The 13881-nt window shown below is 61.5% G+C and carries 12 protein-coding genes; 5 read left to right on the plus strand and 7 right to left on the minus strand.

Annotated features, from left to right (window positions below):
• Positions 1 to 60: 60 nt before the first annotated feature.
• From ACF2JD_RS15375 to ACF2JD_RS15405, 7 genes are all read right to left on the minus strand, one after another.
• Complete coding sequence (locus ACF2JD_RS15375) at positions 61 to 1296, minus strand: tetratricopeptide repeat protein (protein ID WP_440987733.1); 1236 nt, start codon at positions 1294 to 1296, stop codon at positions 61 to 63.
• A gap of 11 nt (positions 1297 to 1307) precedes the next feature.
• A complete protein-coding gene (locus ACF2JD_RS15380; protein WP_106887700.1) occupies positions 1308 to 1943 on the minus strand; it encodes an energy transducer TonB in 636 nt (211 codons plus the stop codon).
• Between the two features lie 16 nt (positions 1944 to 1959).
• The gene (locus ACF2JD_RS15385) at positions 1960 to 2367 is read right to left on the minus strand and encodes an ExbD/TolR family protein (RefSeq protein WP_005327075.1); all 408 of its coding nucleotides are present in this window, start codon (positions 2365 to 2367) and stop codon (positions 1960 to 1962) included.
• Between the two features lie 66 nt (positions 2368 to 2433).
• Entirely contained in the window at positions 2434 to 2961 is a 528-nt protein-coding gene (locus tag ACF2JD_RS15390; protein WP_106887699.1) for a MotA/TolQ/ExbB proton channel family protein, read from the minus strand.
• Between the two features lie 10 nt (positions 2962 to 2971).
• On the minus strand, positions 2972 to 4345 hold the full coding sequence (locus ACF2JD_RS15395; RefSeq protein WP_234566805.1) for a MotA/TolQ/ExbB proton channel family protein: 1374 nt from the start codon (positions 4343 to 4345) through the stop codon (positions 2972 to 2974).
• A complete protein-coding gene (locus ACF2JD_RS15400; RefSeq protein WP_404835377.1) occupies positions 4342 to 5106 on the minus strand; it encodes a DUF3450 domain-containing protein in 765 nt (254 codons plus the stop codon). The genes ACF2JD_RS15395 and ACF2JD_RS15400 overlap by 4 nt, the downstream gene beginning before the upstream one ends.
• A 103-nt stretch (positions 5107 to 5209) precedes the next feature.
• Positions 5210 to 7816, minus strand: coding sequence for a TonB-dependent receptor domain-containing protein (locus ACF2JD_RS15405; protein WP_440987734.1), 2607 nt, complete (start codon positions 7814 to 7816; stop codon positions 5210 to 5212).
• 111 nt (positions 7817 to 7927) lie between these two features.
• On the opposite strand from ACF2JD_RS15405, the gene ACF2JD_RS15410 reads away from it, so the two are divergent.
• The 5 genes from ACF2JD_RS15410 (at position 7928) to ACF2JD_RS15430 (ending at position 13709) form a co-directional block, all read left to right on the plus strand.
• Positions 7928 to 8197, plus strand: a complete 270-nt coding sequence (locus tag ACF2JD_RS15410) for a hypothetical protein (protein ID WP_392417890.1) — start codon at positions 7928 to 7930, stop codon at positions 8195 to 8197.
• Between the two features lie 358 nt (positions 8198 to 8555).
• Positions 8556 to 9581, plus strand: coding sequence for an ABC transporter permease subunit (locus ACF2JD_RS15415; RefSeq protein WP_440987735.1), 1026 nt, complete (start codon positions 8556 to 8558; stop codon positions 9579 to 9581).
• A 112-nt stretch (positions 9582 to 9693) separates the two neighbouring features.
• Positions 9694 to 10737, plus strand: coding sequence for an ABC transporter permease (locus ACF2JD_RS15420; RefSeq protein ID WP_440987736.1), 1044 nt, complete (start codon positions 9694 to 9696; stop codon positions 10735 to 10737).
• 82 nt (positions 10738 to 10819) lie between these two features.
• Complete coding sequence (locus ACF2JD_RS15425) at positions 10820 to 12637, plus strand: extracellular solute-binding protein (protein ID WP_440987737.1); 1818 nt, start codon at positions 10820 to 10822, stop codon at positions 12635 to 12637.
• Between the two features lie 13 nt (positions 12638 to 12650).
• Complete coding sequence (locus ACF2JD_RS15430) at positions 12651 to 13709, plus strand: oligopeptide/dipeptide ABC transporter ATP-binding protein (protein ID WP_440987738.1); 1059 nt, start codon at positions 12651 to 12653, stop codon at positions 13707 to 13709.
• Positions 13710 to 13881: the final 172 nt, after the last annotated feature.

The raw sequence follows: 13881 nt of genomic DNA on the forward strand, positions 1-13881 counted from the left end.
GGCTAACCCCTTGTGGATGGGCAGTCGCCATGGGCGGATGCTTGCCCATGACGTGCCGGTTTATTGAGTGACGGCGCCGCCCTGTTGCTCCTTCAGGAAGCTGATCCAGGGGGAGGCGCGGCCACTGACGTTGCCATTCTGGGCGGCCTGGGTGAAGGCGCTGAGCGCCTCCTTGGGTTTCTGCTGCTCGAAGTAGGCGACCCCGGTCAGGAACTTGAGATCGGCGCGCTGTTCACCGCTGGCATTGACGGCGGGCTTGGCGGCCAGGGCTACCAGATCCTTGTATCGCTTGCTCTGGATCATCATGCGCGCCATCTTCAGCTGCAGCTCGGCACTGGGGGCCAGCTGATAGGACTTGGCCAGGGTGTCGATGGCGGGATCCAGCTCCTTGGCCTGATGCCAGTAGTTGGCGAGGGTCTTGTAGTTGGCCGCGCTGCTCTCGATCTGCCCCTCCTTCATCGCCTTCTCCATCACGCGGGCGGCGCGATGGGGAATGCCGGCGAAGGCGAGGTAGTTGGCGAGCCGCTGCAACTCGGTCGCCTCGGTCAGCATGCCGAGGTTGTAGGCCGACTCGAGCGCCGCCAGCGCCTTGGCATCGTTGCCCGCCTGCATGTGCATGGCCGAGAGCTGGGTCCAGTACTTCTTCTTCTCCGGGTACTTGTCCACCAGGGCGGTCAGCACCTCGGTGGCCGGCTTGTACTGTTTCAGCTCGTAGTGGGCAGCCATCTTCAGCAGGTACCAGGACTCCGGCGCCTTGCCTGCGGAGAGCCTGATCGCCTGATCCACCGCCGGTATGGCTTCCCGGTACTGCTTGAGCTGCACATGGGCGTTGGCCAGGGTGATGTAGGCGTGGGGGGTCGGCTTCTCATCTTTTCCAAGGTTCGCGAACCACTCATTCATGGTGCTGATGGAGGCCTTGAAGTTGCCCTCCGCCATGTAGAGCTGGGCCAGGTTGTAGCGCACCTGCTGGGCCACCGGCTGCGGCAGGCCGCCGGTGGCGATGGCGTCGGCGAAGTATTTGGTCGCCTGGCCGTATTTCTCCTGCTGGGCGGCCACGAAGCCCAGGGTCTGCAAGATGACCCCCTTGTCGTAGACCCGATCGCCTGCGCCCGAGAGCGCATCCTGCAGCTTAGCATTGGCCTCGCCGTATTTCTTCTCGGTGATCAACGCCTGGGCCTTGTTGACCGCGCGGTAGGCGCGGTCAGACAGGGCGGGTTGCTCGGCGGCCCAGCTGGCGGTGCTGAGCAGTACCGCCATGGCCACCGGGGCGAGGATCAGGGTATGTAACTTTTTCATCGCCACCTTCCTTAGTTGACCGCGAACTCGATCTCTTGCTGCATGCGACTGGCCTGGGGCTTGCCATCCACCATGGCCGGCTTGAAGGTCCACTTGGCTATGGTCTTGCGTGCCTCCTTGCCGAGGTCGTAGCTGCGGGGCTCTTCCTTGACGATCCGGATGTTGCTGACGGTGCCGCGCTCGGTCACGGTGAACTCCACCAGTACCTTGCCGGAGGCGAGGCCGGCCAGCGCCGCCTTGCGGGGCATCATGGGCTCGAAGGTCGCCATGGGCATGGCGCCGTTGTTGCCGCCCATGCCGCCGCCACCGCCCCCTGTGCTGTAGGCACCCAGGGCGTTGCCGCCGCCGATGTTGACCGGGATGTCGAGCTTGGGCATGTCCATGGGCGCGCTATCCATCTTGGGCCTGTCGGTGCTCGCCACCTCCATCTCGGGTGGGGGAGGCGGGCGGTTCGGGGGCGGCGGCTTGGGCAGTTCCCGTTGTTTCTCTTGCAGTGTCTCCTGGGGCTTGAGGCGAATGAAGTCGGTCATGGTGACGTCTTCTCTCTCCGTCAGCTCCCGGTGATCCGGTGTGATCAGCTTGTTCATTCCCAGAAACAGGAAGAACACCACCACACAGGAGACAGCTATCGCTATCAGGTATCTCATGGTGCTCGCTCCGGCATCAGCTGCTCTTGCTCGCCGCGATGGAGATGTTCTGGACACCGGCCATGCGGATCTGATCCATGACCTGGACCACCAGCCCGGAACGGGACTCGGTATCGGCCTGGATCACCACGGCGCTCTCCGGGTTCTCCGCCCGCAGCCGCTCGATGTTGGCACGCACGGCGCCCACTTCGACGACCCGTTTGTCGACCCAGACCTGGCCGTTCTCGCGGACCGCGACCATGATGTTCCCCTTCTTCACCGTCTCGGCCGTGCTGGCGCTCGGGCGGTTGATCTCCACGCCGGACTCCTTGACGAACGAGGTGGTGACGATGAAGAAGATCAGCATGATGAACACTATGTCCAGCATGGGGGTCAGATCGATGGCCGCCTCATCGGCACCGCTGTCGCTGTGACGTTTTCTCATGGCAAAAACTCCTTGCTTGTTCTGTGCCCCGGCGGGCAGTGCCCGGCCGGGGGAGTGCATCCTGCATCAGCCGTGTTTCAGGTTGTCTTCCAGCTTCTGCACCGCCAACTTGGCCTTGTGATCGAGCTGGTTGACAAAAAACAGGCCGGAAAGGGCGGCAATCATGCCCGCCATGGTCGGTACCGTCGCCTTGGAGATCCCCGAGGCCATGGCCCTGGGGGAACCCGTGCCCGTGATGGCGAGGGTGTCAAACACCTGCACCATGCCGACCACGGTGCCGAGCAGCCCCATCAGCGGACAGAGCGCGATCAGCACCTTGATGACCGGCATCCCCTTGTCCACCGCCATGGCGACCCGGGAGACCAGCTCGCGGCGGATCTGTTTGGCAGACCAGGAGAGGTGATCGCTACGGGCCATCCAGGTCGCCTTGGTCTGCTTCACCTGCTGGGGGTAGACCGCCATGAAGTAGAACCAGCGCTCCAGCAGCAGGGCCCACATCATCAGGGTCAGGAAGAACAGGGCGACCAGCACGTCGCCCCCCAATCCCAGAAACCGGCGGACCGACTCGACTTCTTCAATCAACCAGAACCACATGGGTGACTCCTTAGGCTGCGGCTTTGGCGGCGTGCAGACGTTCCTGATAACGGGCGACGAAACCGGCGCTCTGCTCTTCCAGCACCTGGATGAGACGACGACTCTGGGTCTGCACTATGGTGTAGAGGAACAGCATGGGCACCGCGACCACCAGACCCTGCATGGTGGTGACCAGGGCCTCGGAGATGCCGCCCGCCATCAGCTTGGGATCCCCGGTACCGAACAATGTGATGGCCTGGAAGGTGGCTATCATCCCCACCACTGTACCCAGCAGACCCAGCAGCGGCGCCACCGAGGCGATCAGCTTGATGATGCTGATGCCCTTCTCGAACTTGGGCACGTTGCGCAGGATGATCTCGTCGAGCTTGGATTCCAGATCCTCTATGTTGTCACCGCGGTGGGACTGATAGGCCCCCAGCATCTCGCCGATGGGATTGCCCTTGACGATCTGATCGGATTTCAGCTGCTTGCGCATGGCGCTGCCGATCATCGACAGGCGCAGGCCGCAGAAGATGGCCAGCAGGGTGCCGAGCACGCCGAGCACCATGATGACGTAGCCCACTTCACCCCCTTGATCGACGCGCTCCTTGAAGGTCGGCGACTGCACCAGCAGGGAGAGGATCACCCCGCGGGAGGGGTCGATGAAGATGGGTTCGACGGCGCCGTTGCCCTGCTCAAACTGGGCGATGGGCTCCAGCACGGCGTTGTCCGGCTGACGGGAGAGCTGCTCGAACTTGCCGGTCTCAGGCACGAAGGTGAGGTACTTGCCCTCGGAGACGGTGTTGAACTCGCCTATCTGGGTCACCGTCTTCTCGGCCTGGTTGCCCTCGCCATAGACCACGGTCGCCGGGATCTGGCTCACCTTGCCACCGTCCACCATGCGGCCGAGGGTGGTGGTCCAGAAGGCGGTCAGGTCGTCGCTGGAGGGGAGCTCCTTGCTCTCCGCCAGGCGGGTCAGCAGCGCCGCCTGTTCCGGGTGTTCGACCCGGCGGGCGGAGGCGTTGAAGATCCCCTTGAACTCGCCGGCGAACTGGCGCAGCACGCCGAACATCTCGCCCATGTTGCCGGAACGCTGGCGCAGGGTCTCGGTCAGCTCGGTGAGCTGCTTGTCGTTGGCATCGAAGGTGGCCTTGAGCTGCTCGCCCTTGGCGGTCTCGGCGGCGAGCTCGGCCTTGGCCTTGGCGAGCAGGGCCCCTTGCTCGTTCTTGTCAGCCAGGAAGCGGGCCTCCCGCTCCTTGTTGAGCTGGGATTCGCTGGTGCTGGCGGCCTTGACCTGATTGAGCAGGGCATTGAGATCCACCGGCTTCTCGGCGGCGGTCACCGGCAGGGTGATCAGGGTGGCTCCCGCTATCAGGGAGGCAATGGCGAGTCTGATTCCTTTCATGATGCTTTCTCCGCAGTTTGAACCGGCAGCTTGATGAGGGCGGGAGGCGCCTGCTTCTTGGCGATGCGAAGGCCCTGTTCAACCGCACTGCGATACTCCTGGGGCAGCTCTTCCCACTGGCGGGTCTGCTTGTTCCACATGCCGGTCTCGTTGCCGTCCGGGGACTGGTAGAGCAGGGCGATGCGGCCGACCCGCAGGAACTCGTAGGTCTTCTCGCCGCCGTCCTTGTCCAGGCTCGCCTTGTAGGACTCTATGGTGCGGCTGAAGCCCTCCTCGATCTGGTAGGCCTCAAGGATCTTGCGGTACTTCTCGGAGATGGTGACGTCGGCCCGGTTCATGAGGTCGGTCAGGACCGCCACGCGGTCCTCCCGCTCGACCTTCTGGAACGGCAAGTCCAGGGCGACGAACTGATCGAGGGAGTCGATCATCTTGAGCATCAGGGGCACCACCTCGGTGCTGGTCTGATCGATCTGGGCTATCTGGCGCTGCATCGAGGCCAGCTCGGCACTCTGGGAGTCGACCATCTTGCCCACTTGCTCGTTGTAGGTGCGCAGGCTGTCGACCTGACGCAGGGCGGCCTTGTACTGGGCCAGGGCAGACTCGGCAGACTCGGCGTAGCTGTCGATCTTCTGCTGGGACACTTTGGAGGCATTGTCGGTGGCGGCTTGAGCGTCCACTGCCTGACCGGCAGAGGCGGCACTCAGATTGAAGCTGGTCAGCAGGGCAGCCGAAACCAGGCTGCCGAGGAGCGCTTTCTTCATTGTAATAGTCCTTTTTTTCATAGGATTACCCTATCTCCGTGACTTCCTTGGGGCATGGGGCAGAGCCAGCCCGAGGGGGCCGGCTCGTCACTTTCCTGGTGGATCAGAACTTCTGGGCGTAGTCGAGGTAGTAGATGCGACCGTCGATGCTGTAGAGCTCCTCGTCATAGGTGAAGCCATCGCTCTCGAGGGACGGGCCCGCGTTGAACATGTTCTTCACCCCGACCTGGATCTTGCCGTTCCAGGGGGCATCCACGCCGACGTTCAGGTTCCAGGTGGTCTGGGACGCGATGTGGCCCACTTCCTCACCTGTGTCGGCGATGTAGTCCTGGCTCTGGGAGTCGATGTAGTTGGCGCTCAGGTAGCTATCCATGTTCCACCACTGGGGCACGTTGACACCCACGCCGGTGCTGAAGCGCATCTGCGGCTTGCCGTTCTGGCCGATCTTGTCGATGACGGGGCCACCGGCGTACAGACCTTCCTTGTAGTCCAGGATGTAGGTGCCACCCAGGTCATAGCGAATGGTGGCGGAGGTCAGGTCGTAGCGGTAATCCAGCTTGAGATCCAGGCCGCTGGTGTTCAGGGTGCCCCGGTTGACCATGGGGGATATGGCGTTGCTGATCTTGCCCTGGCTGTTGCGGGTGATGTTGCTGGAGCCCCCGTTGTTCAGCTCGTCATAGATGACGGACTGCAGGGTGTTCAGCTGGATCACGTCCTCGATCTTGATGGTGTAGTAGTCCAGGGAGAGGTTCAGGTCATCCAGCGGGCTGTAGGCCACCCCGAAGTTCCAGGTGTCCGCCGTCTCCTCCTTCAGCTCCTCATTGGCGGTGCGGGTGGTGTCGTACTGGCGGTTCGGGCAGTCTGCCGCCGAGATGCCGTTGGCCTCGCAGTAGACATAGTCCTTGGCCCAGTCGGCCGAGAAGGAGTCAGCAGCGTAGAGATCGCTCAGGCTGGGGGCGCGGAAGGAGCGGGACCAGGAGGTGCGCAGCATCAGGTTGTCCAGCGGCTGGTAACGCAGGCTCGCCTTGGGGGAGAAGGCGCTGCCGAAGTCGCTGTAGTCATCGAAGCGGCCGGCCAGGTTCAGCTCGACCTGCTCCGTGATGGGCACCAGGGACTCGATGTAGGCGGCGGTGACGTCGCGCACCCCGCCGGAGGAGTTGCCGGCGGAGCCTATGATGTTGCCCGCCTCGGACTGGGCATCGTACTTGTCGGTATAGACCCAGTCGTTGTACTCGGCGCCCGCGTACCAGCTGACCGGCCCGGCCGGCAGCTCACCCATGTCCCACTGGACACCGGCGTACCACTGGTAGAAGTCCATGGTGGAGCGGCGGCTGGTGTCGGCGGCCATGGCGGCCGTGCTCTTGGGATCGAACTCGCCCCCGACAAACTTGCCGTCGGCGATGGCCTGCTGGGCGGCGGATTGCAGCACGTAACCGGTGCCGTTCTCCTTGTTGTCGGTCTTGGAGTACATGTAACCGGCGTTCCACTGCATGTCGCCCACGGATTCTGTGGTGACAGTGCCCTCGAAGCCGAGGTTGAGGCTGCCGGTCATGTCGGTGACATAGTTGTCACGGGGACCGACGTTGCTGAAGCGGTAGTAGGCGTAGGCGGCCTCACCCAGACCCTGGGTGGCGGCGGCGTCCAGCCCGTTATCGGCGAAGAACTGGGCGTTGTTCGGATTGGACGGGTCTATGGCGAAGGCGCCGGCGGCGGGGGCGAAGCGGCCGAAGCTCTCGACCCGGGAGCCGATGATCTGCGGCACGAAGTCGACATTGTCGTTGAGGTGGTAGCGACCGTTCAGATAGAGGGTGTCACGGCTGCGGGAGGCCGTGGTGGCCGCGACCTGACCGTAGTTGAAGTTGCAGCCGCCCTCGAAGCCGATGAAGGGCTCCTTGCAGCTGCCGTCGGCATTGGTGGCACCGGCCAGGGGGCCGTATTTCCAGATGGGATCCCCGTTGGCGTCGAGGCCGGTGATCCCCTCCACGTTGCGGCCGTAGGCGCTGGGGGCGTCGTTGCCCTGCTTGGCGAGATAGTCACGATCCCGGGCATAGACGACGTCTTTCTTGTCGTGCTCGTAGACCGCCATCAGCGAGCCCTTCTCGCCGTTGACGCCCGCCACGACGGAGCCGCTGGCTTCATCGCCGCCCGGCTCGGTCGGGGAACCGAGACGTCCCTGGAAGGTCAGGCCCTCATAGCCCTCTTTGAGCACCACGTTGATGACACCGCCGATGGCGTCGGAACCATAGATGGCCGAACCGCCGTCCAGGTTGACTTCGACCCGCTCAACGGCGGCCATGGGGATGGTGTTGAGGTTGATGGAGGTGCCGCCCATGGTGGGGGAGCCTGCCACCCGCTTGCCGTTCAGCAAGACCAGGGTGCGCTCCGAGCCCAGGCCGCGCAGGCCGACGGTGGATTGAGACTGGAAGGAGCTGCCGGAGGCCGGGGAGACGCCACCGAAGGAGTTGTAGGAGGCCTGTTTGAGGTAATCGGCGACGGTCTGCTGACCCGATGCTTCGATCTTGGCCTTGGTCACCGAGACGACGGGGGTGGACCCTTCCACATCGACCCGGGAGATCCGCGAGCCGGTGACCTTGATTTTTTGCAGTTTTTCGACGTTCTGGCCCTCTTCGGCCAGGGCAGGGGTGACCACAACTGCCGCGCTCGCCAAGGCAAACGCTACGGCAGCAGAGAGTCTGCTTTTCCTAAGCATCGTTAGTATCCTTCCTGATTGTTTTTTTGTTTGCTTCCCTTACCGCCCTCGTTGGAGCGGTGCGTAAGGCTTATCAAGCTTTGATGATTGACGTCAAATGGAGCGGCCAGGATGGTGACTGGAAGGGGAATTAGAAGACTGTGCAGGATTTGGGCGATTTTTTTGGCGTTTTATTCCGTAAAGAATGCGGATGCTCATGTAAATATGTTGTTAACTTTGTATTTCCCCATTTTATTGATTAGTTTTGAACTTATCGATAAACCACCTGTCGCCATGACCTCGGTATCGTGGAATGACATTTTTGCAGTATTTAAATCTATCTTCGGTGCTAGGGGGATTTCAGTTCAGGTTCAGGCCGGAGGATATTTCCCTCTTCTTTAATAGGTAAAATGAGATGAGAGGGTGTTTGATTTTATCTGTATGTTTTTATTTGTATTTTTTGAATTTCAAACGGATGTGTAATTAATTTTTTAATAATTAAAAACAAGTTAAATGAGAAGGGGTAGCAGTTTTTTATATTGAAGTTGGATTTTTTGGAAAAAAACATCGGTGAGTTATGCTGCGGACCTCACTGACGATCGATGGGCTTAGTTCTACTTGATTTTTGTTGCAGAGCTTTTACAGTGGCCGAGCGGGATTGTCTGCCAATACCAGTCAATTCAGTGAGTAATGCCAGGAAGCATAGGCCGGTCACCGGATGTGACTGACCATAAAAGAACAACAAGGACGAGGTTCCACCATGCTGTCGTATTTCTTACGTCGGATGCTTCTGATCATCCCGACGTTTCTCGGTATCACCCTGCTCGTCTTCACCATCACCCGCTTCGTGCCGGGCGGCCCGGTCGAGCGCATGTTGCTGCAGGCACAGGTCTCGCAGAACGAGACAGGTCGCTCCAGCGGCAGCAAGGGAGCGCAGGCGCTCTCCGATGAGCAGATCGAGGAGCTCAAGGCCTTTTACGGTCTCGACAAGCCCATGCTGATCGCCTACTGGGAGTGGCTGCAGAAGCTGGCGGTGCTGGATCTCGGGGAGTCGACCCGCTACTACGAGCCGGTGTGGGATCTCATCAAGGAGCGGCTGCCGGTGACGGCCTTCTTCGGGCTGGCGACCTTCCTGCTGAGTTACGCCGTCTCCATCCCGCTCGGGGTGGCCAAGGCGCTCAGGCACAACAGCCGCTTCGATTCCCTGAGCTCCATGCTCATCTACATGGCCTATGCGCTGCCTGCCTACGTGGTGGGGATCTTCCTCATCACGGTATTTGCCTTCCATCTGGAGTGGCTGCCCATGGGGGGCTTCCCGGGGGACGATTTCGATTCCATGGAGAGCGGCTGGGATCAGATCCGCACCCTCTTCGCCCACGCCCTGCTGCCCCTCATCGCCTACGCCATCGGGGATTTTGCCATCCTCACCATGACCATGAAGAACAGCCTGATGGAGAACCTGTCGGCGGATTACGTGCGCACCGCCGTGGCCAAGGGGCTGCCGTTTCGCAAGGCGGTGACCGATCACGCCATGCGCAACAGCCTGATCCCCATCGCCAGTCACCTGGGGTCCGTGCTCACCGTCTTCTTCGGCGGCTCCTTCCTCATCGAGACCATCTTCAACATCGACGGCATAGGTCTGCTCGGCTACGAGGCAATCGTCGAGCGGGATTACCCCACCGTCATGGGCATACTGGCCATCACCTCCATGCTGATGCTGGTGGGCAATATCGTCTCCGATATCTGCGTTGCCCTCGTTGACCCCCGCGTGCGGTTTGGAGACTGAGCATGAGTCATCTTTCGCTAGTCACGGCCAGTTTAACTGTGCGCCCTATCGCCACCGATATCTGTGTTGCCATCCCGTTGGTTGACCCCCGCGTGCGGTTTGGAGAATAGCCATGAACCTGAACCCGGTAACGCTGAAAAAACTCAAGCGCTTCAAGTCGATCAAGCGCGGTTACTACTCCTTTGTCATCTTCTCGGCCCTGGTGGTCATCTCCCTGCTGGCGGAGCTGCTGGTCAACAGCCGGGCGCTGGCGGTGAGCTATCAGGGAGAGCTCTACTTCCCCACCTATGGCGACGTGATCCCGGGCCAGCAGTTCGGGCTCGATTACGAGTACGAGACCAACTACCGCCAGCTCAAGGGCAAATTTGCACAGGAAGAGAAGGGGGACTGGGTGCTGCTGCCCCTGGTGCCCTGGAACCCCTATGAGCAGGACTTCAAGGAGGAGGCCTACCCGCCCTATGCTCCCAGCCTCACGGAGCGCCACTTCCTCGGCACCGACACCAGCGGTCGCGACGTGCTGGCGCGCCTGGTCTACGGCTTTCGCATCGCCATCGGCTTTGCCTTCATCACCCTGGTGGCGAGCTATGTCATCGGGGTCAGCATCGGCTGCATGATGGGCTTCCTCGGCGGGCGCTTTGACCTCATCTTGCAGCGCTTTATCGAGATCTGGTCCCAGGTACCCTTCCTCTACGTCATCATGATACTGGTGTCACTGGCCAAGCCGAACTTCGGCCTCTTCGTGGGGATCAACGTGCTGTTCGGCTGGATGGGGATCACCTGGTACATGCGTACCCTCACCTACAAGGAGCGGGCGCGGGACTATGTGATGGCGGCGCGGGCCCAGGGGGCGAGCACCAAACGGATCATCTTCAACCACATACTGCCCAACACCCTGATGATGATAGTCACCCTGGCCCCCTTCGCCGTGGTGGGCAACATCTCCACCCTGACGGCGCTGGACTACCTGGGCTTCGGCCTGGCCCCGCCGACCCCGAGCTGGGGGGAGCTGCTCTCGCAGGGGATCAACAACCTGGATGCCATCTGGATAGTGAGCTCTGTGGTGGCGGCGGTGAGCCTGGTGCTGATCATGGTCTCCTTCATCGGGGAGGCGATCCGCGAGGCGTTCGATCCGCGCAAGTTTACCCGTTATCAGTGACCCGGGGCGCGCCTCAGGGCCCTGGGTATCCAACCCTTAATTGAGACGCCCCCGGTGCAGGGGCATGACCTGGAAGTCAAACATGAAAAATAAAATCAAATGGATAGGTGCTCTCTTCGTGCTGGTGAACGGATCCTGGGTGTGGGCCGCCAGCCTGCCCGCGGATCTCAAGTGGGAGACCAATGACACAGACCCTGTGTTTGCCTCCCCCAAGGCGCAGCCCGGCGGCACCCTCAACCTCTTCATCGACAGCTTTCCGCTGACGTTTCGCACCGTGGGGCCCGACTCCAACGGCTCGTTCCGCTCCTTCATCCTGGACAACCAGCTGAGGCTCATCAGCTTCCACCCCAACACCGGCAACCCCATTCCCTCGCTGGCGAGCGCCTGGGCCATAGCACCGGACAGCCAGACCGTCTATTTCAAGCTGGATCCCCGCGCCAAATGGTCTGACGGCAAGCCCGTCACCGCCGACGACTACACCTTCGGCTACGAGATGATGCGCTCCAAGGACATCAAGGGGCCCTGGTTCAACAACTACTACACCACGGAGGTGGTGGCGGTGGAGAAGATTGACGATCACACCATCCTGGTGAAGGCGGGCAGCCGCAAGGCCAGGCTGGATCTCCTCAACACCACTGAGCTCTGGCCCCAGCCGAAGCACTACTACAAGATGGGCCCGAACTGGGTGAAGCAGTACAACTGGGCTGTGGTGCCGACCACTGGCCCCTATGTGATGAGCGAGGTGAAGAAGGGCAAGTCCATCACCTTCAGCAAGCAGAAGGATTGGTGGGCCCAGCAGGATCGCTACAACCAGCACAGATTCAATATCGACCGCATCAAGGTGCAGGTGATCCGGGATCACAACATAGCGTTTCGCCACTTCCTCAAGGGAGAGATAGATACTTTCGAGATGATACTGCCCAACTGGTGGCATGAAAAAGCCGTGACCCCGGAATACAAGAAGGGCTATGTGCAGAAGGTGATGGCCATGACAGACACCAAACAAGGGGGGCAGGGGGTGCACCTCAATGTGGCCAACCCCAAGCTGGCGGATCTCAATGTGCGGCTCGGCATTCAGTACGCCATGAATCTGGACAAGATGATTGCGACAGTGCTGCACGGCGACTATGACAGGGCCACCACCTTCGGCTCGGGCTTTGGCGAATTCACCGACATCAAGCTGCCGGAGCGGGCCTATGACATCACCAAGGCGCGGGAGTATTTCGCCAAGGGCGGCTACAACAAGCCGGGGCCGGACGGCATTCTGCAAAACGACAAGGGGGAGCGGCTGACCCTGGCCCTCACCTACACCAGCCAGGAGCACTCCAAACGGCTGACTGTGCTGAAAGAAGAGGCCAAGAAGGCGGGCCTGGATCTGGAGCTCAACCTGGTGGATGGGGCCACCGGCTTCAAGGTGATGCTGGAGAAGAAACACGAGGCGGCCTGGCTCGGCTGGGGTGGTAGCGGTCTCTACCCGCAATATTGGGAGTCGTTCCACTCGGCCAACGCCAACAAGCCCCAGACCAACAACCTGTTCAACGTGGCCGACAAGGAGCTGGACGGGTTGATTGACGCCTACAACGTCGAGTTCGACATGACCAAGCGAGCCGAGATCTCCCGCCAGATCCAGCAGCGCATCTATGACCTCGCCATCTTCGTGCCCGGGGTGCAGCTCAACTACGTGCGGGCCAGCAGCTGGCGCCACGTGATGCTGCCGGAGGTGCCCGCCACCCGTAACACCCCGGATCTGCTCTACTGGCCCATGGACGGCTACCCCCACAGCAGTGGCGGCCTGCTCTGGCTCGATCCCAAGGTGCAGGAAGAGACCAGCAATGCCAAGGAAGCGGGTGAGTCGCTCTCTCCCATCACCCTGATCGACAAGACCTATGCGCATCATTGAGAAGGGGGAGGCGATGGCAGAGACACAGGCCCCCATCCTCGACGTCCGAGATAGTGGGGGGCAGTTCACCGCTGATAACGGTCAGGGCAGGGCCCCCATCCTGGAGGTGCGGGATCTCGAGGTGGAGTTCAGCGTCGACGACGGCAAGATCAAGGTGCTCGACGGGGTCAGCTTCCAGGTCGCCCCGGGCCAGACCCTAGGTATCGTCGGTGAGTCAGGTTGCGGCAAGAGCGTTACCTCGCTGGCCATCATGGGGTTGCTGCCCAGGCCCCACGGTCAGGTGGTGGCGGGCTCCATCCGCTTTCAGGGGGAGGAGCTGCTGTCGCTGCCGCCGGATCAGATGTACAAGGTGCGCGGCAACCGCATCTCCATGATCTTCCAGGAGCCGATGACGGCGCTCAATCCGGTGCAAACGGTCGGGACTCAGCTGATGGAGGTGTTCAGCCTGCACAGGCCCGATTTCAGCAAGGCGCAGCGCAAGGAGGCCGCCATCGCCATGCTGCAGAAGGTGGGGATCCCGGAGCCGGCCCAGCGCTTCGCCGTCTATCCCCACAACCTCTCCGGCGGCATGCGCCAGAGGGTGATGATCGCCATGGCGCTCGCCTGCGAGCCGGATTTGCTCATCTGCGACGAGCCGACCACTGCGCTGGATGTCACCATCCAGGCCCAGATCCTGGATCTGATGAAGGCGCTGCAGGCCCAGACCGGCATGGCCATCATCTTCATCACCCACGATCTCGGGGTGGTGGCGGAGCTGTGCGACGAGGTGGTGGTGATGTATGCGGGTCGCGCCGTGGAGCGGGCCGACATCTTCGAGCTGTTTGACCACCCGCGCCATCCCTATACTCATGGTCTGATGGCCTCGATCCCGCGCCTCGAAGACGTGCCAAAGAGCCTGCTCAAGACCATCAAGGGCCAGGTGCCCGCCCTGCACGAGATGCCGGCGGGCTGCCGCTTCTCCAACCGTTGTCCCCACGCCACCGAGATCTGCGTGAGCACCATACCGGTGACAGAGCAGCTGAGCGAGCGCCACGCCGTGGCCTGCCACCACTGGAAGGAGTTGAGCATATGAGCATCTTGTTGTCGGTACGGGAGTTGAAGCAGCACCTCAGCAATCGGGAAGGGGCTATGTCGGCTCTTTACCTTGATGGACGGGAGCGGCGGCGATGAGCACCTTGTTGTCGGTCAGAGACTTGAAGCAGCATTTCAGCAACAGGGAGGGCGGCAGGTCGCCTCTTCACCTG

This window comes from Aeromonas ichthyocola (assembly GCF_046087985.1).
Taxonomy (GTDB): Bacteria; Pseudomonadota; Gammaproteobacteria; order Enterobacterales; family Aeromonadaceae; genus Aeromonas; species Aeromonas rivipollensis.

Excerpts from the sequence above, each read along its gene's own strand:
- ACF2JD_RS15375 (WP_440987733.1), bottom strand. The coding sequence starts at position 1,296 with ATGAAAAAGTTACATACCCTGATCCTCGCCCCGGTGGCCATGGCGGTA.
- ACF2JD_RS15380 (WP_106887700.1), bottom strand. The coding sequence starts at position 1,943 with ATGAGATACCTGATAGCGATAGCTGTCTCCTGTGTGGTGGTGTTCTTC.
- ACF2JD_RS15385 (WP_005327075.1), bottom strand. The coding sequence starts at position 2,367 with ATGAGAAAACGTCACAGCGACAGCGGTGCCGATGAGGCGGCCATCGAT.
- ACF2JD_RS15390 (WP_106887699.1), bottom strand. The coding sequence starts at position 2,961 with ATGTGGTTCTGGTTGATTGAAGAAGTCGAGTCGGTCCGCCGGTTTCTG.
- ACF2JD_RS15395 (WP_234566805.1), bottom strand. The coding sequence starts at position 4,345 with ATGAAAGGAATCAGACTCGCCATTGCCTCCCTGATAGCGGGAGCCACC.
- ACF2JD_RS15400 (WP_404835377.1), bottom strand. The coding sequence starts at position 5,106 with ATGAAGAAAGCGCTCCTCGGCAGCCTGGTTTCGGCTGCCCTGCTGACC.
- ACF2JD_RS15405 (WP_440987734.1), bottom strand. The coding sequence starts at position 7,816 with ATGCTTAGGAAAAGCAGACTCTCTGCTGCCGTAGCGTTTGCCTTGGCG.
- ACF2JD_RS15410 (WP_392417890.1), top strand. The coding sequence starts at position 7,928 with ATGGTGACTGGAAGGGGAATTAGAAGACTGTGCAGGATTTGGGCGATT.
- ACF2JD_RS15415 (WP_440987735.1), top strand. The coding sequence starts at position 8,556 with ATGCTGTCGTATTTCTTACGTCGGATGCTTCTGATCATCCCGACGTTT.
- ACF2JD_RS15420 (WP_440987736.1), top strand. The coding sequence starts at position 9,694 with ATGAACCTGAACCCGGTAACGCTGAAAAAACTCAAGCGCTTCAAGTCG.
- ACF2JD_RS15425 (WP_440987737.1), top strand. The coding sequence starts at position 10,820 with ATGAAAAATAAAATCAAATGGATAGGTGCTCTCTTCGTGCTGGTGAAC.
- ACF2JD_RS15430 (WP_440987738.1), top strand. The coding sequence starts at position 12,651 with ATGGCAGAGACACAGGCCCCCATCCTCGACGTCCGAGATAGTGGGGGG.